This window comes from Lentzea sp. NPDC004789 (assembly GCF_053601075.1).
In genome coordinates this window covers 43,307-63,315 of the sequence record NZ_JBSGBE010000003.1, presented here as the reverse complement: position 1 = coordinate 63,315, position 20,009 = coordinate 43,307, and the positions used below count along the sequence as shown (strand labels likewise).

Annotated in this window: 16 protein-coding genes and 1 pseudogene; 11 read left to right on the top strand and 6 right to left on the bottom strand. The window is 69.0% G+C overall.

All coding sequences use genetic code 11. From position 1 onward, the window contains the following. Positions 1–12: 12 nt before the first annotated feature. Positions 13–993: an NAD-dependent epimerase/dehydratase family protein gene (locus ACWEIJ_RS07835; protein WP_449836411.1), complete on the bottom strand. Its 981-nt coding sequence runs from the start codon at positions 991–993 to the stop codon at positions 13–15. 563 nt (positions 994–1,556) lie between these two features. Here ACWEIJ_RS07835 and purS point away from each other — a divergent pair. The 3 genes from purS to purL are packed head-to-tail and all read left to right on the top strand — an operon-like array spanning position 1,557 to position 4,713. Further along, on the top strand, positions 1,557–1,796 hold the full coding sequence (gene purS / locus ACWEIJ_RS07830; protein WP_355438052.1) for a phosphoribosylformylglycinamidine synthase subunit PurS: 240 nt from the start codon (positions 1,557–1,559) through the stop codon (positions 1,794–1,796). Next, entirely contained in the window at positions 1,793–2,464 is a 672-nt protein-coding gene (gene purQ / locus ACWEIJ_RS07825; RefSeq protein ID WP_449836410.1) for a phosphoribosylformylglycinamidine synthase subunit PurQ, read from the top strand. Before purS ends, purQ begins: the two co-directional genes overlap by 4 nt. Then, positions 2,461–4,713, top strand: a complete 2,253-nt coding sequence (gene purL / locus ACWEIJ_RS07820) for a phosphoribosylformylglycinamidine synthase subunit PurL (RefSeq protein ID WP_449836409.1) — start codon at positions 2,461–2,463, stop codon at positions 4,711–4,713. The genes purQ and purL overlap by 4 nt, the downstream gene beginning before the upstream one ends. Before the next feature lie 20 nt (positions 4,714–4,733). Here the strand turns inward: purL and ACWEIJ_RS07815 are convergent, their stop codons facing one another. Beyond that, positions 4,734–5,525: a lysozyme gene (locus ACWEIJ_RS07815; protein ID WP_449836408.1), complete on the bottom strand. Its 792-nt coding sequence runs from the start codon at positions 5,523–5,525 to the stop codon at positions 4,734–4,736. Positions 5,526–5,567: 42 nt separating this feature from the next. Continuing rightward, positions 5,568–6,407 (bottom strand): aldo/keto reductase, encoded by an 840-nt coding sequence (locus ACWEIJ_RS07810; RefSeq protein ID WP_449836407.1) that lies wholly within the window; start codon positions 6,405–6,407, stop codon positions 5,568–5,570. A 78-nt stretch (positions 6,408–6,485) separates the two neighbouring features. Between ACWEIJ_RS07810 and ACWEIJ_RS07805 the strand changes: the two genes are divergently transcribed. Beyond that, the gene (locus tag ACWEIJ_RS07805; RefSeq protein ID WP_449836406.1) at positions 6,486–7,379 is read left to right on the top strand and encodes a LysR family transcriptional regulator; all 894 of its coding nucleotides are present in this window, start codon (positions 6,486–6,488) and stop codon (positions 7,377–7,379) included. A gap of 117 nt (positions 7,380–7,496) precedes the next feature. Here ACWEIJ_RS07805 and ACWEIJ_RS07800 read toward each other — a convergent pair. Beyond that, positions 7,497–7,979, bottom strand: a pseudogene (locus ACWEIJ_RS07800) (pentapeptide repeat-containing protein); the annotation flags it as partial. Positions 7,980–8,235: 256 nt separating this feature from the next. Beyond that, positions 8,236–9,108, bottom strand: a complete 873-nt coding sequence (locus tag ACWEIJ_RS07795; protein ID WP_449836405.1) for a pentapeptide repeat-containing protein — start codon at positions 9,106–9,108, stop codon at positions 8,236–8,238. 72 nt (positions 9,109–9,180) lie between these two features. Here ACWEIJ_RS07795 and ACWEIJ_RS07790 point away from each other — a divergent pair, with 72 nt between their 5' ends. Genes ACWEIJ_RS07790 through ACWEIJ_RS07780 form a run of 3 tightly spaced genes read left to right on the top strand, consistent with a single transcriptional unit; the run spans position 9,181 to position 14,030 of the window. Beyond that, positions 9,181–9,993 (top strand): SAM-dependent methyltransferase, encoded by an 813-nt coding sequence (locus ACWEIJ_RS07790; RefSeq protein ID WP_449836404.1) that lies wholly within the window; start codon positions 9,181–9,183, stop codon positions 9,991–9,993. A 60-nt stretch (positions 9,994–10,053) separates the two neighbouring features. Then, positions 10,054–12,219, top strand: coding sequence for a putative bifunctional diguanylate cyclase/phosphodiesterase (locus ACWEIJ_RS07785; RefSeq protein ID WP_449836403.1), 2,166 nt, complete (start codon positions 10,054–10,056; stop codon positions 12,217–12,219). Positions 12,220–12,239: 20 nt separating this feature from the next. Next, on the top strand, positions 12,240–14,030 hold the full coding sequence (locus ACWEIJ_RS07780; RefSeq protein ID WP_449836402.1) for a glycoside hydrolase family 15 protein: 1,791 nt from the start codon (positions 12,240–12,242) through the stop codon (positions 14,028–14,030). Here the strand turns inward: ACWEIJ_RS07780 and ACWEIJ_RS07775 are convergent. After that, on the bottom strand, positions 14,027–16,675 hold the full coding sequence (locus ACWEIJ_RS07775) for a glycosyl hydrolase 2 galactose-binding domain-containing protein (protein ID WP_449836401.1): 2,649 nt from the start codon (positions 16,673–16,675) through the stop codon (positions 14,027–14,029). The genes ACWEIJ_RS07780 and ACWEIJ_RS07775 overlap by 4 nt on opposite strands. A gap of 150 nt (positions 16,676–16,825) precedes the next feature. On the opposite strand from ACWEIJ_RS07775, the gene ACWEIJ_RS07770 reads away from it, so the two are divergent. From ACWEIJ_RS07770 to ACWEIJ_RS07755, 4 genes are all read left to right on the top strand, one after another. Next, the gene (locus ACWEIJ_RS07770; protein WP_449836400.1) at positions 16,826–17,413 is read left to right on the top strand and encodes a DUF3558 domain-containing protein; all 588 of its coding nucleotides are present in this window, start codon (positions 16,826–16,828) and stop codon (positions 17,411–17,413) included. 116 nt (positions 17,414–17,529) lie between these two features. Next, on the top strand, positions 17,530–17,904 hold the full coding sequence (locus tag ACWEIJ_RS07765; RefSeq protein WP_449836399.1) for a transcriptional regulator: 375 nt from the start codon (positions 17,530–17,532) through the stop codon (positions 17,902–17,904). Between the two features lie 14 nt (positions 17,905–17,918). Then, a complete protein-coding gene (locus tag ACWEIJ_RS07760) occupies positions 17,919–19,151 on the top strand; it encodes a PPE domain-containing protein (RefSeq protein ID WP_449836398.1) in 1,233 nt (410 codons plus the stop codon). Then, positions 19,148–19,954 carry an ESX secretion-associated protein EspG gene (locus tag ACWEIJ_RS07755; RefSeq protein WP_449836397.1) on the top strand — a complete coding sequence of 269 codons (807 nt, stop codon included), beginning with the start codon at positions 19,148–19,150 and terminating at the stop codon, positions 19,952–19,954. Before ACWEIJ_RS07760 ends, ACWEIJ_RS07755 begins: the two co-directional genes overlap by 4 nt. Positions 19,955–20,009: the final 55 nt, after the last annotated feature.

The window sequence follows — 20,009 nt, the reverse complement described above, 5'->3', positions numbered from 1 at the left end:
TCGACGCGCAGATCAGCTCACTGCGGTGAGGACTTCCCGCTCCTCTTCCCGCGTGAGCCCGGCCTTGCGAGGCCGGTCCAGCCCGAGGGCGCGCTCGTACTCCAGCGAGTCGAGCGCGGTCTCGGCGAGCGGCCTGACCCGCAGCCCGTTCGCCAGCGCGTTGCTCACGTCGCGGCCGACCATCTTGGCCCACTCCTGCGGCAACCACAGCGGCAGCGACCGCGGCCCGGCCCACGGGTTGATCTCCAGCTGCTGCAGCACGCTCTCCGGCACGCTGACGATCTGCGTCCCCGGCGCCGCCGTGGCTCCGGCGATCTCCCCGATCGCCATCTGGAACGGCATGACCGGCCCGGTCGAGTCGTACGTGCCGGTGACCCGCTCCTCGGCCGCGAACACGATCCACTGCGCCAGGTCCCGCACGTCGATGTGCTGGAACCCGAGGTCGGGGCTGTCCGGCACGACGACCTTGCCACCCTGAGCCATCCGCGCGGGCCAGTACCCGAACCTGTCGCTCGGGTCGTCCGGCCCGGTGATCAGCCCGGCCCTGACGATGAACTCCCGCCCCGCGACGGCTTCCCTGACCGCGTTCTCGCTCGCGACCTTCACGCTGCCGTACCGCTCGGGGGTGAACTCCTGCGTCGGATCGTCCTCGAGCGGCGGCAACAGCTCGTCACTGCCCGTGCCGTGGTCCGCGTAGACCGAGATGCTGGACACGAACGTCCAGTGCGGCGTCGTCGCGCCGAACGCCTCCAACGCGTCCCGCACCCAGTTCACCGAGTACTTGGACACGTCGATCACGGCGTCGAACCGCTCGCCCGCCAGCTGGTCGAACGCGCCGGGCCTGTTCCTGTCGATCGAGATGAGCCGCGCACCTTCGGGGACCTCGCCCGAGGCACCGCGGGCGCCGCAGAGCACCTCGTGGCCCCGGCGCACCGCCTCCGCGGTGATCGCCTTGCTGAGGAACACGGTTCCGCCGAGCACCAGGATCTTCATGATTCCCAGCATCCGTCCGCCGGGCCGGTATGGCTACCGGTCTCGCTTTCGGCGTAACGCCTCGAACGGCTGGACTTGGTGCCGCCCGGTCGGCTGCACAAGTTCCGCAAGGCTCTGCGCTGTCTGCTGATGCCGGGACAACGGGAGCTGCATTGCAAGAAGGAAACCCCCCAGTCGCCGCAAAGCAATCGCGTCCCGGCTGGTGGAAGAGCAGGTCTCGGTGCGGCTGTACAGGCGCAGCTGTGACGAGGGTGATGAGCAGGCACGCCAAACGTGCGTCAGGCAACTCGTCGAGGATCTGCTGAAAGCCGGTGCTCACCGGCTCGTTCTCGATTCGCGCGCCCAGCGAGATTCGCATGACCTCCTGACGATCCGCACCTCACTCGGCCGCGTCGCGTTGTCCACAAATCTCGTCTACGAACACTGCCGCCGCGGCAAGCTCGTTCACCCGATGGGGAGGCCGGGTGAAGGTGTGCCGCCGACCACGTGTCGGGGAGATGAAGCCCCAGGTCAGGTAGGGTCTCGGAGTACCGCCAGCCCCTCAAACCCGGGAGCAGTCTGTCGTGGCCCGAGTCGTCGTCGACGTCATGCCGAAGCCCGAAATTCTCGACCCGCAAGGCCAGGCGGTGGCGAACGCGCTGCCGCGTCTTGGCTTCGACGGCATCACCGCCGTCCGCCAGGGCAAGCACTTCGAGCTGGAGGTCGCCGACGACGTCGACGACGCCACGCTCGCCAAGATCGCTGAGTCTTTCCTCGCCAACCCCGTGATCGAGGACTGGACCGTGCGCAGGGTCGAGGCATGAGGGTCGGTGTCATCACCTTCCCCGGCACGCTCGACGACGTCGACGCGCAGCGGGCCGTCCGGTACGCCGACGGGGAGGCCGTGCCGTTGTGGCACGGGGATCACGACCTCAAGGGCGTTGACGCGGTCATCGTGCCCGGTGGGTTCTCGTATGGCGATTACTTGCGGTGCGGTGCCATCGCGCGGTTCGCGCCGGTCATGCAGGAAGTGGTCGAGGCCGCGAACAAGGGGATGCCGGTTCTGGGCATCTGCAACGGTTTCCAGATCCTCGCCGAGGCGCACCTGCTGCCGGGTGCTCTCACCCGCAACCACAAGCTGCACTTCGTGTGCCGCGACCAGTGGCTGAAGGTCGAGAACAACACCACCGCCTGGACCACCCGCTACGACAAGGGCGCGGAGATCCTCGTGCCGCTGAAGTCCGGCGAGGGCGGCTACCAGGCCGACGAGGAGACCCTCAAGGAGCTCGAAGGCGAGAACCGGGTCGTCTTCCGGTACGTCGGCGAGAACCCGAACGGCAGCCGCAACGACATCGCGGGCATCACCAACGCCAAGGGCAACGTCGTCGGCCTCATGCCGCACCCGGAGCACGCCATCGACGCGCTCACCGGCCCGACCGACGACGGACTGGGCATGTTCCTGTCCCTGCTGGACCTGGTGGTGAAGGCGTGATCGACACCGTCAAGAACGCGGAAGCGACGCCGGACCAGGAGCAGCCCTACCGGGAGCTGGGCCTGAAGGACGACGAGTACGCGCGCATCAGGGAGATCCTCGGCAGGCGCCCGACGGACGCCGAGCTCGCGATGTACTCGGTCATGTGGAGCGAGCACTGCTCCTACAAGTCGTCCAAGGTGCACCTGAAGTACTTCGGCGAGACGACGACCGACGAGATGCGCAGCAAGATGCTCGCGGGCATCGGCGAGAACGCCGGCGTCGTCGACATCGGTGGCGGCTGGGCGGTCACGTTCAAGGTCGAGAGCCACAACCACCCGTCGTACGTCGAGCCCTACCAGGGTGCGGCCACGGGGGTCGGCGGCATCGTGCGCGACATCCTCGCCATGGGGGCCCGGCCGCTCGCGGTCATGGACCCGCTGCGGTTCGGCAGGCCGGACGCGCCGGACACGAAGCGGGTGCTGCCCGGCATCGTCGCGGGGGTCGGCGGGTACGGGAACTGCCTCGGCCTGCCGAACATCGGCGGCGAGGTCGTGTTCGACGAGTCGTACCAGGGCAATCCGCTGGTCAACGCGCTGTGCGTCGGTGCGATGCGGGTGGAGGACCTGCACCTCGCGCACGCGAGCGGCACCGGCAACAAGGTCATCCTGTACGGCGCGCGCACGGGGCTCGACGGCATTGGCGGCGTCTCAGTACTGGCCAGCGAGACGTTCGACGACAGCGCGGGCAAGCGCAAGAAGCTGCCGTCGGTGCAGGTCGGCGACCCGTTCACGGAGAAGGTGCTGATCGAGTGCTCGCTGGAGCTCTTCGAGAAGGGCCTCGTCGTCGGCATCCAGGACCTCGGCGGCGCCGGTCTCAGCTGCGCCACGAGTGAGCTGGCGTCCGCGGGCGACGGTGGCATGCACGTCTACCTCGACCGCGTGCCGCTCAGGGCCACCGGCATGACCCCGGCCGAGATCCTCTCCAGCGAGTCCCAGGAACGCATGTGCGCGGTCGTCGAGCCGGGCAACGTCGAGGCGTTCCTGGAGGTCTGCCGGAAGTGGGACGTCATCGCCACCGAGATCGGTGAGGTGACCGACGGCGACCGCCTGGTGATCACCTACCACGGCGAGGTCGTCGTGGACGTGCCGCCGCGCACCGTCGCGCACGAGGGACCGGTCTACCACCGGCCGATCGAGCGCCCGGCCGACCAGGACGCGCTGCAGGCCGACACGCCGGACTCGCTCGAACGGCCGGACGACCTGCTGGAACTGATCAAGGTCATGGCGGCCAGCCCCAACCTGGCCTCCAGGAAGTGGGTCACGCAGCAGTACGACCGGTACGTCCGGGGCGGCACGGTGCTCGCGCAGCCCGGCGACGGCGGCATGATCCGGATCGACGAGGAGACCGGCCGCGGGGTCGCTCTCTCGACGGACTGCAACAGCCGGTACACCAAGCTCGACCCGTACGAGGGTGCACGGCTCGCGCTGGCCGAGGCCTACCGCAACGTCGCGGCCACCGGTGCCACGCCGGTCGCCGTCACGAACTGCCTCAACTTCGGCTCGCCGGAGGACCCGGCGGTCATGTGGCAGTTCGAGCAGGCCGTGAAGGGTCTCGCGGACGGCTGTGCGGAGCTCGGCATCCCGGTGACCGGCGGCAACGTCAGCTTCTACAACCAGACCGGCTCCACGGCGATCCTGCCGACGCCGGTCGTGGGCGTGCTGGGCGTGATCGACGACGTGCGGCGCCGCATCCCCACCGGGATCGGGGCCGAGGCCGGCGAGACGCTGTTGCTGCTCGGCGAGACGAAACCCGAGTTCGGCGGCTCGGAGTGGGCCCACCACGTGCACGGTCACCTCGGCGGTCTGCCGCCGAAGGCCGACCTGCGGCGGGAGAAGCTGCTCGGCCAGGTCCTCGTCGCGGGTTCCCGGGACGGCATGGTCTCCGCCGCGCACGACCTCTCCGAGGGCGGACTGGCCCAGGCGCTGGTCGAGACGTGCCTGATCGGTGAGACCGGCGCGCGGGTGTTCCTGCAGGGCGACCTGTTCACCGAGCTGTTCAGCGAGTCGGCCGGCCGTGTGCTGGTCGCCGTGCCGCGGACCGAGGAGCAGCGCTTCACCGACATGTGCACCGCGCGCCGCCTGCCGTGGCGCAAGGTCGGTGTCGTCGACCCGGAGTCGAAGGCGCTGGAGATCCAGGGTCTCGGTGAGCTGACGCTCGACGAGCTCCGCGAGGCCTGGGAAGGCACCCTCCCGGCTCTGTTCGACTGAGCCGGCTCAGCGCGTCGCCGTCAGCTGGCGGCGACGCGCTGCAGCTGGTCGAACTTGCCGTTGAACAGGTTCTGGTCGCCGGGGAAGAGCCCGGCCGCCTGCCACTGCCAGATGGTGTGGAACTCGAACCCCACCGGCAACGGGCCGAGCTTCGAGTTGTACTGCGCGACCCACAGCGGGTTGTTGTCGCCGAACTTCACCGAGCCGCCGACGCACTTGTTCCACCAGCTCGTGGACGTGTAGATGACCGGATGACGCTTGGTGCGCGCGAAAACCGTGTCGCTGAACGACTTCACCCAGGCGGTCATCGCGGCCTGGTCCATGTCGTAGCAGGTTTCGCCGTACGGGTTGTACTCCATGTCCAGCGCCGGCGGCAGCGTCCTGCCGTCGGGCGACCAGCCGCCGCCGTTGTTGACGAAGAAGTTCGCCTGCGCCGCGCCGTCGGACCGGTCCGGCAGTGCGAAGTGGTACGCGCCGCGGATCATGCCGACGTCGTAGGAACCGTTGTACTGCTGGGTGAACTTCGGGTTCCGGTAGTGGGTGCCCTCGGTCGCCTTGACGTACGCGAACCGGGCTCCTTTGTCCCATGAGGACTTCCAGTCGACGTCACCCTGGTGGCTGCTGACGTCCATGCCGGGCACCTTGCCGTCTGTCGGCGGGTCCTCCGCTGTTCGGAGATCACCGGTGCCTTCGTGCTTGAGGATCTGGGAGCCCGCCGTGTGGTCCGCGGAGCCCTCGGGCAAGGGCGCCGCGGACGCGGGTGCCGGCGAGAGGCCGGCGACGATCGCCACGATGCTGATCAAGGTCCGCATGGACTAGATCGTGCGACCATTTGTCCTGTTTTGCCACCGGGGTCACCCGTCCAGGCGGGTCAGCTCCTCCCTGGTCAACTCCAGGTGGGTGGCCGCGGCGGAATCGCGGATGCTCGCGGGCCGGGAAGCACCCGGAATGGGTACCACCACTTCGGACTTCGCCAGCATCCACGCGAGGCAGACCTGGTGCGGGCTCACGCCGTGGGCGTCACCGACCTCCTTGAACGGTCCGGCCAGCGCGCCCGCCTTGCTGATGCCGCCGAACGGGCTCCACGGCAGGAACGCGATGCCGAGCTTGTCGCACAGCTCCAGCTCCGGCTCGCTCGACCGGAACGACGGCGAGAACTGGTTCTGCACCGCCGCCAGCCGTCCGTCGAGGATGTCGTTGGCCTGCACGATCTCGTCCGGGTTGAAGTTCGAGACACCGGCGTAGCGGATCTTGCCGTTGTCCAGCAGCTCCTTCAGCACCCCGACCGACTCGGCGATCGGCACCTTCGGGTCCGGCCGGTGGAACTGGTACAGGAAGATCTGGTCGACGCCGAGCCGCCGCAACGACGCGTCGACGGCCTGGCGCAGGTACTCCGGGCGCCCGTCGAGACCCCAGCCACCGCCGGGCACACGGGTGTGGCCGCCCTTCGTCGCGACGAACACCTCTTCCGAACGGCCTCGCAGCGCCTCGGCGATCAGCTCCTCGTTGTGGCCGAAGTCGCTGTCGTCGAGCGAGTAGGCGTCGGCGGTGTCGATGAACGTCACGCCCGCGTCGAGCGCGGCGTGGACGGTCTCGATGCCCTGCGCGCGGTCCGGCCGTCCCTGGATGGAGACGGGCATGCCGCCCAGGCCGATGGCGCTGACTTCCACTTCTCCGATACGACGCTTCTGCATGAACTCCACTCTGGCCCAGCTCGATTAAGCTGTCCAACGCAAAGAAGTGATCTCATTGAGCACTGCGGGTGATGAATCGTGGAACTCAGGCAGCTGGAGCACTTCCTCGCGGTCGCCGACGAATCCCACTTCACGCGGGCCGCCCGCCGGATGCACGTCTCCCAGTCGGGTCTCTCGGCGTCGATCCGGGCGCTGGAGGTCGAGCTCGGTGCGCCGCTGTTCCTGCGCACCACCCGCCAGGTCGAGCTGACTCAGGCCGGTCGGGCGCTGCTGCCGGAGGCGCGCCGGGCGTTGCACAGCGTCGAGTCGGCCAGGGACGCGGTCGCCGCGGTGCAGGGGCTGCTGCGCGGCACGCTGTCGGTCGGTAGCCTGCAGTGCCTGCACGTGGTGCACCTGCCCGCGGTGCTGTCGCGGTTCCACGAGCTCCACCCCGGCGTGGAGATCAGGATGCGCCAGTCCGGCAACGCCGAGCTGGTCGAGGAGGTCCGCGCGGGACGGCTCGACCTCGCGTTCGTCGCCCGTCAGCCGAAGATCGCCGACGACCTGCGGGTGTCCACTTTGGCCAGTGAACCGCTCGTGCTCGCGTGCGCGCCGGACAACCCGTTGGCGGGTGCGGAGTCCGTCGCACTGGAAGAGCTCGCCGGGCAGCCGTTCGTCGACTTCAACCCGGACTGGGGCACCCGCGACGAGGTCGACCGCGCGCTCGCCGCGGCCGGGGTCGAGCGGCACGTCGCCGTGCAGGTCAACGACGTGCACTCGCTGCTCGACTTCGTCGGGTTCGGCCTAGGTGTCGCGCTGGTCCCGCAGTCCTTCGCCGTCAAGACCGACCGCGCTCGCTTCGTCGGCCTTCGCGGGGACCTGCCCGTTGCCGAGACCGTCGCCGTCACGCCGAACACCGTCAGCGCCGCCGCGAGCGTCCTGCTCGACGTGGTCGCCGAGGCCCGCGCCGGTCGCCTCCGTGCTGCCGGTTAGCTGCCAGCCGAGGTGCCGGGTGCGCATCGCCGTGCCGGGCAACAACTCCAGCTCGCCGATCTGCTTCGGCGGTGGCGGGTCGACGAGAGCCAGGAACGTGCCGACGGTGGCCGCGCGGAAGTCCACCTCGCGCTTGAACGTGACCTCGGTGAACGCGACGCCGCCGTCCAGCTTCGCGTCGGCCAGGGAAAGCCGCCCGTGGAAGGTCGCGCCGGAGAACAACGCGGGTTTCCGCACCTGCAGCTCGCGGAACTCGGTGATCCCGTAGAACTGCGCGCGCCGGGCGGTGAACCTGTGCACCCGCCTGCCGTCCAGCCTGAAGTACTCCAGCGCGGCCCCGGTGAGGTCGAGGTCGAAGTACTCCTTCTTCTTGTCGCCCCAGGACAGCACGTCGCGGATCAACCGCTGGGCGGTGCGCCGGACCTGCTGCTCCTGCTGTTCCTCCAGGGTGAGGTTCTCGGGGAGCTTCGTGTCCGGATCGGCGCCGTCGAGTGCCCAGGAGGCGTGGACGAACGGCCGGCGCAGGTACGCGCACAGGACGTCGATCACCGTTTGCTTGTAGCGCGGGGTGGATTTCGCCAGCCACACCAGCGCGTGCATCGCGCCCACCCGCACCTGGTCGGCTTCGTTGCCGAGCATCTCGACCGAACGCGCGAACCGCTCGTCGGCGACCTTCTCGCTCTCCAGCCAGTGCTTGCGGTCGTTGAGCCACAACGCGTACAGCGCAATGACCGCACCGCCGGCGACTCCGGCGGTCTTCACGACGTCGACGGGCGGCGCCTTGAACCACCAGAGGAGCGCCGCGGTGGCCGCGGTGACCACGGCCGCGGAGAGGACCGCCAGCAGCCACTTCACGTCAGTTCCTCCAAGCTTCCGGCAGCTCCGGCTCCACCGCGAACGTACAGCCGTCCGCCCTCACCTCCGCCCACTCGGAGTTCGCGAACTTGGTCTCGCCACCGAACTTCGTGTCCGTGAACAGCGCGATCCCGGTGGACTTGAACCGGCTGAACCACGCTTTGCCGCGGATCTCCGTGTGCTGCACCTGGAACCGGCCGTTCGCGGTGGCCTCGGTGACGTAGAAGTGGCCGTGGATCAGCATGTGGTGGAAGGAGTTCGACTCCTCGAAGTGCGCGACCCGCAGGTAGAGGTCGCCGACCTGGCGGTAGGACAGGTCCATGAACTCGAGGTGGGCCTTGGTCAGGTTGAGGTCGTACCTCGGCGCGTTCTCCTGGTCGCGGCGCGGCAGCAGGTCCTCGATCAGCCGTTGCGAGGTCAGCCGCACCTCCAGCTCGATCTCGCTCTGCTCGTCGTCCTTCTCGTGGCGGAACGGCCGTCGCAGGTAGGCGCAGAGGATGTCCAGCACGGTCTGCGTGTAGTGCTCCGGCCTGGACTTGGCCAGGCCCGCGAGCGCGTGCATGGCACCCACGCGCACCTGCGCCGCGTCGTGGCCCAGCAGCTCCACGGCGCGCGCGAACCGTTCGTCGGCCACGCGGGACCGGTCGTGGTCGATGCGCTGGCTTTCGAGCTCCTGGCGGGCCTCCTCGACCTTGCGGCGCCGGTCGTTGAGCCACAACGCGTAGAGCGCCACGATCGCGCCGCCCGCCAGCCCGCCGGTCTTGATCGCCTCGTGTTTCGGCGCGCCGGGGTCGATGATCAACAATGCGCCGCCCACCAGCAGAAACGCCGCCAACGAGGCGAGAACGGTGGGCAGCAGCAAACTTTTCCTCACGAGGTCGGCATTCTGCCAAGCGGCGGGTGCATGATGGGCTGGAACGGCTCCGGACGCGGATGAGGTGAGCACGTGGAGCGGCCGAACTGGGCGCCGGGTGACATCGACCTGGAACGGCCGAGCGTGGCGCGGGTGTACGACTACTACCTGGGCGGCGCGCACAACTTCGCCGCCGACCGCGCGGTCGCGCAGAAGACCATGGAGTCGATGCCCGAGCTGCGCAACGTCGTGCTGAACCACCGCGCGTTCCTGCGCAGGGCCGTCCGCCACCTGCTGGGCCGCGGTGTGCGGCAGTTCCTCGACCTCGGTTCCGGAATTCCGACCGTCGGCAACGTGCACGAGATCGCCCAGGCCGTCGACCCGGCCGCGAAGGTCGTCTACGTCGACATCGACTCGGTCGCCGTCGCACACAGCCGGTCGCTCTTAGCGGGCAACGATCGGGTGAACGTGCTGCAGGCCGACGTGCGGGACCCGGCGGCCGTGCTGGCCTCGCGGGAGGTGACCGGCCTGCTCGACCTCGGCGCGCCGGTCGCGGTGCTGATGATCGCGTTGTTGCACTTCGTCACGGACGACGAGAAACCAGAGGCCATCATCGGCGGTTACCGCGATCGACTCGCTCCCGGCAGCTACCTCGCCATTTCGCACTCGGGCTACGAGGAGGACGAGGAGACCGAGGCGATTCGCGAGGCACGGGCCGTGTACGAGCGTGACGTCGTGCGGACGCGGCTGCGCAACAAGGCCGAGATCACCGCGTTGTTCGACGGGTTCGAACTGGTCGAGCCCGGTGTGGTGCGGCTGCCCGCGTGGCGGCCCGAGTCCGGCCACGACGTCGAGGCGTCGCAGCAGCCCTTCCCGGGCTTCTGCGCGGTGGGCCGAAAGGCTTAGAGGTGACTCCGCAGGGCGACCGCCCGTATGCTGCGCGTTCGTGGCGTTAGGGCCGAGCAGATGACCGAACGGGTTGACCACCGGGTGCGTGACGACCGCTCTCCTTTGGACCCGGCCGTTTTGGCCGGTGCCGAGTCGTTCGCGCGCAGCTGGGCCACGGCCGTGATCGGGTCGAGCTACGTGCCGATGACCCGCGCCGAGGTCGCCCAGCACCTGCAGGACCTCACCGAGATGCTGGTCGAGGCGCTCTTCGCGAGCCCGTTCCGCACGGCACCCGGCTACGAGATCGGCTCACGGCTGGTCGACGCGCACTTCACCGGCACCGACACCCTCGGCCGCACGATCCAGCTGCTCGGCGACGACCTGCTGGCCGAGCTGGGCCGCGCGGCCGACGACCGGTTGCGGTCCCGCCTGGCCGCTCTGCAGGGCGCGCTGGCCGCCGGGTACGCCCGTGCGCTGCGCGAACGCACGCTCGCCGAGCAGGAGGCGATCAGAGCGGCCGTGCTGGACGCCCGTGACCAGGCAGAAGCGATGCTGCGGGCGTCGGAGGCCCGGTTCCGCGCGATGTTCACCGAGGCCGCGATCGGCATCGGCATCGCGGACATCGAGGGCCGGATCCTGGACGTCAACCAGGCCCTGCAGGACATGCTCGGGTTCAGCGTCGAGGAGATGCGCCAGTACAACGTGCGCGACCTCATGCACCCGGAGGACGCGGGCAGCGTGTGGCGGCTCTACGACCAGCTCATCGCGGGCGAGTGCGACCACTACCGCGCCGAGAAGCGCTTCCACCGCGCCGACGGCGAGCAGGTGTGGACGCACCTGACGTTGTCGCTGGTCCGCGACGACCACGGCGAGCCGCAGTACCAGGTGGCGATGATCGAGGACGTCACCGACCGCCACCTGCTGCAGAACCGGCTGCGCTACCAGGCCCTGCACGACCCGCTGACCGGCCTGCCCAACCGCGCGCTGTTCCTCGAACGCCTCGGCCGCGTGTTCACCAACCGCGGCAAGCACCTGAGAGCCGGCCTCTGCTACCTCGACCTGGACGGCTTCAAGGTCATCAACGACTCGCTGGGCCACGACACCGGAGACCAGCTGCTGGTCGAGGTCGGCCGCCGGCTCGACCACTCGGTGTCCGGCGAGGGCAAGCTGGTCGCCCGGATGGGTGGCGACGAGTTCGTGATCCTGGTCGAGGGCTCGACCGGTGAGCAGGACATCGTGGACGTGGCCGACCGCGTGCTGACCGAGCTGGAGGCCCCGATCCGCATCGCGGGCCACGAGCTGTCGGTCTCCGCGTCCATCGGCATCGTCGAACGGCAGCTGTCCGGCACGACGTCCGCCGACCTGATGCGCGACGCGGACATCACGCTGTACTGGGCGAAGGCAGATGGCAAGGCCCGCTGGGCGCTGTACGACCCGGAGCGCAACGCCCGCGAGGTCGCCCGCTTCACGCTGTCGGCCACGATGCCGCGTGCGTTGGAACGCGGCGAGTTCTACGTCGAGTACCAGCCGCTCGTGCGCCTGGAGGACTCCACGGTCACCGGCGTCGAGGCCCTGGTGCGCTGGCAGCACCCGGAGTTCGGCCGCCTGGCACCGGACCGGTTCATCGAGCTGGCCGAGGAGACCGGCCTCATCGTCCCGTTAGGACGGTGGGTGCTGCGCAAGGCCTGCGAGGAGGCGCGGCGCTGGCTGGAGGAGTTCGGCGACGCGGCCCCGTTCGTGTCGGTGAACCTCGCCGTGCGCCAGTCCCGCGACCCCGAGCTGGTCCGCGACGTCAAGCGCATCCTCGACGAGTGCGCGCTGCCGCCGCACCACCTGCAGCTGGAGCTCACCGAGTCGGCGATCATGGGCACCGCCGACGAGCCGCTGGAAGCGCTGCGGGCGTTGTGCGACATGGGTGTGCGCATCGCGATCGACGACTTCGGCACCGGTTACTCGAACCTGGCTTATCTGAAGCACCTGCCCGTGCACGAGCTGAAGATCGCCGGCTCGTTCATGGAGGGACTGCGCGCGGAGACCGAGGAGGACCCGGTCGACTCGCAGATCGTCGCCACGCTGGTGCAGCTCGCGCACGCCCTGGGGCTCGGCGTGACGGCTGAGGGCGTGGAGACGCCCGCTCAGTCCGCGCGGTTGCTGAGGCTGGGCTGCGACACGGGTCAGGGGTGGTTCTTCGCCCGTCCCGGCCCGCCGGAGGACATCGACAGCCTGCTGCGTGGTGATCTCTAGGTCGGGGAACTCCCAGGGCCATGAAGGCATTGGCCCTGGTGGTGCTCCTGCTCGTCATGACGGCTCCGGTCGCTCGCGCCGCCGACGTCGTTCCCCTGCCCGCTGACAAGCAGGGCTTCGGCACCGCGCGGTCCGCGGCGAGCCCGGTGTGGTTCACGCTCGGCCACCAGGGCCTGTCCGAGATCTTCTTCCCGGACCTGAGCACACCGGCGACCCGCGAGACCCGGTTGCTGGTCGACGGAAAGCCAGGTCAGGCCGTCACCGAACCCGCGGACGACCGGTCGTTGACGTTCCGGCAGCGGCTGCGCGGGGACGGCTGGCACGCCGAGATCACCTACGTCACCGACCCGCGACGTGCGGCGGTTCTCGCGGACGTGGCGTTCTCGTCAGGTCGCCCGATGCGGTTGTCGGTGGACCACGTGCCGATGAAGGGCACCAGTGAAGTGGTCAGCACACTGCCCACCGAGCCGGTGCGGCGTGCGCACGGCACGTTCGCGGTCGGGTTCGGCGCAGGCGTCGCCCAGGCCGCGCTGGGCCGCGGGTTCGCGGCGGCACAACGGGAGTACGCGCAGGGCTGGCACACCTACCTGGCCGGGTTGCGGCGGCCGAAGTCGGCGGACCGGCGGCTCTACGACCAGTCCGTGATGGTGCTGGCCGCGACCGAGGACAAGCGCAACCCCGGCGCGTTGATCGCCTCGCCGAGCTTCCCGTGGGCGTTCGGCTTCGACCGCGAGCTCGCGCCGGAGCTCGGACCGTACGCGCTCGTGTGGCCGCGCGACCTCTACCACGTCGCAACGGCCATGATCGCGGCCGGTGATCGCGGTATCGCCATGCGCGCGTTGGACTTCATGCTGATCAAGCAGCAGCAACCGGACGGCCACCTGCCGCAGAACACCCGCACCGACGGCACGCCGTTCTGGAAGAGCGTCCAGCTGGACGAGACCGCGGCACCGCTGCTGCTGGCCTGGCAGCTGGACCGGCGCGATGCGTCCACTGTGGAGCATCTGCGCAAGGCAGCCGACTACCTGCTGAGCTACCCGAACGCGCCGTTCAGCGAGCAGGAGCGGTGGGAGAACCAGAGCGGCTACTCGCCCGCCACGATCGCCTCGGTCGTCGCCGGGCTGGTGTGCTTCGCGGATCTCCTGCGGCGCAACGGGGAGAACGCCGACCGGTACCTCGCGGTCGCCGACGAGTGGCAGCGGAAGGTCGAGAGCTGGACCGCGACCACGACCGGTCCGTACGAGCCCAAGCCGTACTACCTGCGGCTCACCAAGGACGGCAACCCGGACGCGGGCACGAAGTACAACCTCGGGGACAACAACCCTGCCGACATCGACCAGCGCGCGGTCGTCGACCCGAGCTTCCTGGAGCTGACCAGGCTGGGGGTCAAGCGCGCCGACGACCCGACGATCCGCAACACCGTGCGCGTCGTGGACCAGCAGCTGAAGGAACAGGGCTACTGGCACCGGTTCACGCAGGACGGCTACGGCGAGACGGCGGACGGCAGGCCGTGGAACATCAACTGGCCGACGCCCACGCGCACGTACGGACGGCTCTGGCCGTTGCTGAGCGGCGAGCGCGGCGAGTACGAGCTGCTCATCGGCCAGAAGGCCAGCGCTGCCAAGCGGTTGCGGGAGATCGCGGCAACGGCCAACAGCGGCCTCATGCTGCCCGAACAGGTGTGGGACGGCCGGGGAACCACCTCGGCCACCCCGCTCGCCTGGACGCACGCGCAGTACGTGCGGCTGGCCTGGTCGATCGACGCGGGCCGTCCCGTGGAACGGCCCGACGTCGTCGCGAACCGGTACTAGCTCACGGACTTCTTCGCCACGTTGTGGCCGGAGACCTCCACGACCGGCTGGGCACCGCCGAGGTCGGACGCCCGGTACTCGGCCCGGATCGTCTGCGTCTCACCGGGGAACAACGTGATGTAGTTGTCCGTCCACTCGGCCGGCAGCACCTCGGCGCCGCCGGCTCCCTTGCGCAGCGACGCCCGCAGGAAGAACGCCACGGACGTGCCGGTGTTCTTGATGGTCACGTGCGTGGCCTGCCTGCCGTCCGTGCCGGGCGTCGTGGTCGTCGACACCGAGACCTGGCCCGCCTTCAGCGAGCTCAGCGACTTCAGGTCCGTGTACGCCGACTGCGGCGTGTAGTACCAGTCGCCGCCGCTGTAGTTCAGCGTGTCCGCCTTGGTGGACAGCCAGTACACGTTGCGGTCGACCTCCTGGCCGTTCGCGTCCTTGAGCAGCAGCCGCACGAAGTACGCGGTGGACAGGCCGGACGGCTGCGGCAGGTTGCCGACCCGCACGGAACCGTTGGCCTTGGCCGGAACCGGACGGGTCTCGTTCGCCTTCTGCGTGCCGTCGGAGTTGAAGACGGTCACCTGGAGGCTGAGGCCGTCCTGCGCCTGCAGGCCCATGTTCACGACGGCCAGTGACTTGTCGTCGTAGGAGTACTGCGCGTGCAGCGCCTTGTTGGCCGTCTTGGCGCCGAAGTACGACCCCGCGGTCGCGAGGTTGTAGTTGTAGAGGTGCCAGTAGAGCTTGGGCCACGGGTCGTTCTGCATCCAGTAGATGACGCCCTGCGCCTGGTTCGCGCCGGTGTCGGAGAAGTCGCGGCCGAACGCCTCGAACTGCGCGCGGTTCGTCTCGTACTGCTGCAGCTGGGCCTTCTTCACGAAGTCGTCCACCGAGGACGGCTTGCCGTAGCGGTTGTCCAGCGCGGTGCCCCAGAAGCCGAGCTTGCTGAACGTGCTCGACGGGGAGAGGTGGTACTGCGAGGCGTTGTAGTCGGTCAGCTTGCTGATCTCGGAGGAGCTGAGGAACTTCTTCAGCTCGTCCATCTCCGGGATCGCCGGGCCGGGGCCGATCTCCGACGCGAAGCCCGCGCTGCCGCCCTTCTGGTTGTTGTACCAGTAGACCGGCGGCTCCCACCAGTACGGACCGTCCATCTTCATGCCGGAGTCACCGAGCTGCGGTGAGCTGCGGCGGGCGGCCGCGGTGACGATCGGCGTCTGCCAGTCGGCGCGCTTCAACGCGTCCAGGTAGATCGTCTCGACGGCGGCCGCCGGGGCCTCGTCCGAGCCGATCAGGAAGGTGAAGACGCTGGGGTGGTTGCGGATCCGCTTGGCCTCGCCCTCGGCGGACGCGCCCGCGACCTTCTTGTCCTCCGCGGAGAAGTTGCCGGTGCTCTGCCACTTCGAACAGCACTCCCAGCCGGTCATGATCAGGATGCCCAGGCGGTCGGCGATGTCGTAGAGCTCGTCGTTCTCCGGCTTGCCTTCGAGACGGATCGTGTTGAGGCCCATGGACTTCGTCAGCATCAGCTCGTCGGCGATCTTCTGCACGTTGGTGCGCAGGAAGAGGTCCGACGCCCAGCCGCCACCGCGGATCAGGATCGGCTTGCCGTTGATCTGGTACTGGATGTTGCCGCTGACCATCTTCGAGGTGACCTCGCGGATGCCGAACGTCGTCTTCTGCTCGTCCGACTTCGCTCCCGCCACGGTCGCGGTGGCCGTCGCGTCGTACAGCGGCTGCTCGCCCATCTGGAACGGCCACCAGAGCTGCGGGTTCGCGACGTTGAGCGGGAACGTGACGGTCTTGGTCTCGTTCGCGGCGAGGCTCACGTTCTGGCTGTAGTTCTGGCCCGCCGCGCTGCCGGCGACGGTCGTGGTGACGGCGCTGCCGGTGTTGTTGCGCGCGTCGACCTTCACGGTGACCGTGGCGCTGTTCAGGTTCGGCAGCGGCAGGTCGGTCAGCACGTGCAGGCCGCGCAACGAGACCGGGCCGCTCTGGGCGATGTCGACGTTGCGGAAGAGACCCTGGTTGCGGTCGGGCGGCAGCTGCGACCAGTCGATGAAGTGGATCACCAGGTCCTTGGCCGGGTCGGACGGCGAGGCCTTGATGGCCAGCGCGTTGTCACCCTTCTTGAGCAGACCGGTGACGTTGAACTCGAAGTTCGGGTACGCGCCGATGACGGTGTCCGTGCCGGCGACCTTCTTGCCGTTCAGCCAGACCTCACCGCGGGAGATCACGCCGCCGTTGAGCTTGAGGAACGTGTTGACACCCGGCTGCGGATCGGCCTGGAAGACCTTGCGGTACCACCACGGCACCTGGAAGTCGGCCCGGTTGGCCTTCTTCAGGTTCTCCGAGTAGTTGACGTCGCCGTACTTGTTGTTCGCGATCAGGCCCGCCATCACCGTCGATCGCGCGGGCACGGTCAGCCATCCGGAGTCCGAATAGGCCGGTCCGGAGATCACCTCACCGGACTGGGTGGCGGTCTTGCTGGTCTGCATCCGCCAGTCGGGCACGGTGGAGACCTGACCGGGGCCGGCGGCCACCTTGAGCACCGCCCCCGTGCCGGGGACGGGTCCCGCGTTGGCTGAGGTGCCTGGCACGAGCAAGGCCAGACCCACCGCCGCCACGACCAGGGTCGGTAGTGGTCGGTTGCGCAGCATGTCGCTCCTCGACGCATCGGGGCGGCGGCGCTTCGGGGTATGGTAAAGAAGGTTTCCTTTTTATTTGGTAACCGGCAATGCGCCTTATGGGTGACGCGGGCCACAGCAATCGCAACACTCCGTGCGCGACGATCCGATACGTTGACCGTCATGCGTCGACTTGTCGTCCCGTTCGTGCTGGCAGTGGTCCTGACCGGGTGTTCTTCGACCGAACCCGGGACACCCACGGCGGGGCAGCAGACGCCGAAGACCGGAACGTCGACCGGGACTGCCCCGGTGAACAGGCCCAAGGCCGTCGACATGAAGACCCTCGACCCGTGCTCGCTGATCACGCCGGAGGCGAAGGCCAAGCTCGGCATCCGCACCGTCGAGCCGGGCACCCCCGACGCCGACTACGGCGAGGGCAGTAAGTCCTGCGGCGCAAGCTACGAGGACCGCAAGTTCACCTACAGCATCGACACGCTGGTCAACGGTGGCGTCGACCGGTTGAAGAGCACCGAAGGCAAGGTGAAGCAGCTCGCCGAGCTCAAGGTCGCCGGCTACCCCGGCTATCTCACCAAGGGGCCGTCGCAGGCGACCGGCTCTCCCGAGTGCGATGTCTACATCGACGCGAACGACCAGCAGCTGCTGCTGGTGTCGGTGATCGGTGGATGGGGTAGTGACGGCACTTTGGACGGTGCCTGCGAGCGGGTCAAGGGGCTTGCGGAGGCGGCGGGTGCCGTGCTCGCCAAGAAGTGAGTAGAACTACGCGCCTTGTACCGGGAACCGGTCACCCGCGTCACGCATCAGAGCTAAAGTCGTCCCAAATGCACACGCGGCCCGTCTCCTGAGGGCCGTACTGAGGAGGGTGTGCCGTGTATCTCGCGGATGGTGGTGGCGGTGGTGTGTCCACGCCAACGGAGTTCGGTCAGCGCAAGCTGAAGGTGGACCCGTCTGCCATTCCGGAGGCCAGAAAGGCCTTCGAGCGCGCGCTCGACGAGTTCGACAACAAGATCAAGAAGGTTGTCGAGCACCTGCCCACGAAGCCTTGGGCGGAGGACCCGATCAGCAGCGAGACGTCGAAGGCGTTCAACGAGCAGACCTCTGACAAGGCACTGGCCGCGCTGACCTTCTACCGCGCGCAGCTCGTCGGTGTGATCGACCAGCTGAAGATGATCGAGGAGCAGTACCGCAAGGTCGAGGGCGACAACGCGGCCATGTGGGGCAAGCACCAGCGGGACCTGGGCTGAGAGGGGGCTGACCGATGACCGACCACCGCTTTCAGGGGTACGACCACCCCGAGCTGTACAAGATGATCAACTCTGGTCCCGGCGTCTCCGCCTCCATCCCGGTCGAGCAGGGCTGGAAGACGATCAAGGAATCGCTGGCCCAGATCGACTCCGACCTGCACGCCGCGCTGGCCAAGATGGGCGCCGGCTGGGAGTCCGACGCGGCTGAAACCGCGCAGGGCGCGCTGTCGCCGCTGGCCCAGTGGGCCGGCTACGCCGAGCAGGGCTCGGGCACGATGGAGAGCTCCGCGCGCCTGCAGGGCGAGTTCATCGCCGACGCGCGCAAGAAGATGCCGGAGCCCGTCAAGGTCACCACGGAGAAGCCCGGCTTCCTGGACGTGGCGGTCGGCGCGCTGACCGGTCCCGTCGGCATGGCGCACGTCGTCGGTCAGCAGATGGACCACGAGAAGCAGGAAGCCGCCGCGGACAACGCCGCCGCCCAGGCCGTCAAGGTCATGGAGGACTACCAGTCCGACAGCCGCTGGAACTCCTCGACGCTCGGTGAGTTCCCGCAGCCGCCGCAGGTCGTGATCGACACGCCTCCGCCCGGCCCGTCCGGCACGGAGAACACGCGCGTCGGCTACACCTCGACCACTCCGCACACGCCGTCCGGCACCAACGGCACGACGAGTCCGTCGTGGACGACGCCGCCGTCGACCCAGCAGCACGTGCAGCCGGCCTGGACTCCGCCGCCGCCCACGGACAGCACGCACACGTCGTGGGTGCAGCCTCCGTCGACGCCGCCGGTCACGCCTCCGCCGACCAACCTGCCGCACCCGACGCCCACGCCGACCCCGACGCCTTCGGTGCCGTCCGGTCCGGTGTTCACCCGGCCGACCTCCGGTGGCACCGGTGGTCTGCGCGGTGGCGGTGCCGGTGGCGTTCGCGGTGGTCAGCTCGGCAGCGGCAAGGCGTTCGGGCCGATGAGCGGCTCGCTCGGCTCGTCCGGTCAGCAGGGCTCGGTCAAGGGCGGACTGCCCGGCATGGGCTCCGGTCCGGAGGGCATGCGCGGCGGTGCCATGGGCTCCGGCGCGGGTGCGGGCAAGGCCGGTGGCGCCGGTGCCGGTGCCGGTGGTGCGCACGGCCAGAAGGGCGAGGGCGAGGACGACCTCGAGCACAAGGCCGCCGACTACCTGGTCGAGACCGACGACGTGTTCGGCGACGAGCGCATGGTCGCTCCGCCGGTCATCGGAGGCTTCTCGGAGTGAGCCTGTTCGGCGCTGCGGTGGAGAGGGAGCCGATCACCCTCTCCGCCGAGGAGTTCGACGTGGTGTGGGAACGGATGAACGTCGGCTCGATGCCGCTCGTGCTGAAAGTTCCCACGCCTGGCAAGACGCGGGACGAGCGCATCCAGCTCGAGAACCGCGTCTACCAGCAGTTGGACCACCGCCGGCTGGGCAACTCGCGTGGCCTGTCGGCCGAGCTGGACGGGTTGCTGCGCATGTTCGTCAAGCCCGAGCGGGAGGCGGACGGCCGCCTCTGGCTCGGGCACAGCCTGCGGGTCCTCGCCGTCGCGAACGGCGACTGGGGCGCGCTCGCGACGTTGCGGGACGACCAGCTGACGTTCCAGCCGTGGGCGGGCTCCGGGCTCGCCTCGGCGGTGCTGTCCGTGCTGCCCGCGCACCCGGCCGGAACAGGGCTTTCGGTGACGTTGCCGAGCGCGGACATCGAGAAGGCGATCTCGCAGACCGACGGTTCGCCGAAGTCGATGGAGGCCGCGTTCCGGGGCGTCGGACTGCGCGAGGACGACGCGAAGGCGCTGGTCAAGATGTTCACCGGGCTCGTGCACACGGGCAACTTCGGTGCCGCCGCCCGCGACAAGTACGGCAAGCGCTGGCGGCCCGACCGCGTGGTCGCGTTCTTCGACACCGAAGAGGGCCGCTACCTGCAGCAACGCCGTGCGTCGAACGGTCAGCCGCCGTGGAGCACGTTCACGCCGACCGATGCCCGCCGGATGATGCACCAGGTGGACGAGCTGATCTCCGAAGCGGTTCGTTCCGCGGGCGGCTGATCTCTGGTTTGATCTGACCACCGCCGCCGTGGCCAAGACCCCTTGGAGACGGCGA

Excerpts from the sequence above, each read along its gene's own strand:
- ACWEIJ_RS07815 (WP_449836408.1), bottom strand. The coding sequence starts at position 5,525 with ATGCGGACCTTGATCAGCATCGTGGCGATCGTCGCCGGCCTCTCGCCG.
- ACWEIJ_RS07780 (WP_449836402.1), top strand. The coding sequence starts at position 12,240 with ATGAAGGCATTGGCCCTGGTGGTGCTCCTGCTCGTCATGACGGCTCCG.
- ACWEIJ_RS07775 (WP_449836401.1), bottom strand. The coding sequence starts at position 16,675 with ATGCTGCGCAACCGACCACTACCGACCCTGGTCGTGGCGGCGGTGGGT.
- ACWEIJ_RS07785 (WP_449836403.1), top strand. The coding sequence starts at position 10,054 with ATGACCGAACGGGTTGACCACCGGGTGCGTGACGACCGCTCTCCTTTG.
- ACWEIJ_RS07770 (WP_449836400.1), top strand. The coding sequence starts at position 16,826 with ATGCGTCGACTTGTCGTCCCGTTCGTGCTGGCAGTGGTCCTGACCGGG.
- ACWEIJ_RS07760 (WP_449836398.1), top strand. The coding sequence starts at position 17,919 with ATGACCGACCACCGCTTTCAGGGGTACGACCACCCCGAGCTGTACAAG.
- ACWEIJ_RS07835 (WP_449836411.1), bottom strand. The coding sequence starts at position 993 with ATGAAGATCCTGGTGCTCGGCGGAACCGTGTTCCTCAGCAAGGCGATC.
- ACWEIJ_RS07810 (WP_449836407.1), bottom strand. The coding sequence starts at position 6,407 with ATGCAGAAGCGTCGTATCGGAGAAGTGGAAGTCAGCGCCATCGGCCTG.
- purQ (WP_449836410.1), top strand. The coding sequence starts at position 1,793 with ATGAGGGTCGGTGTCATCACCTTCCCCGGCACGCTCGACGACGTCGAC.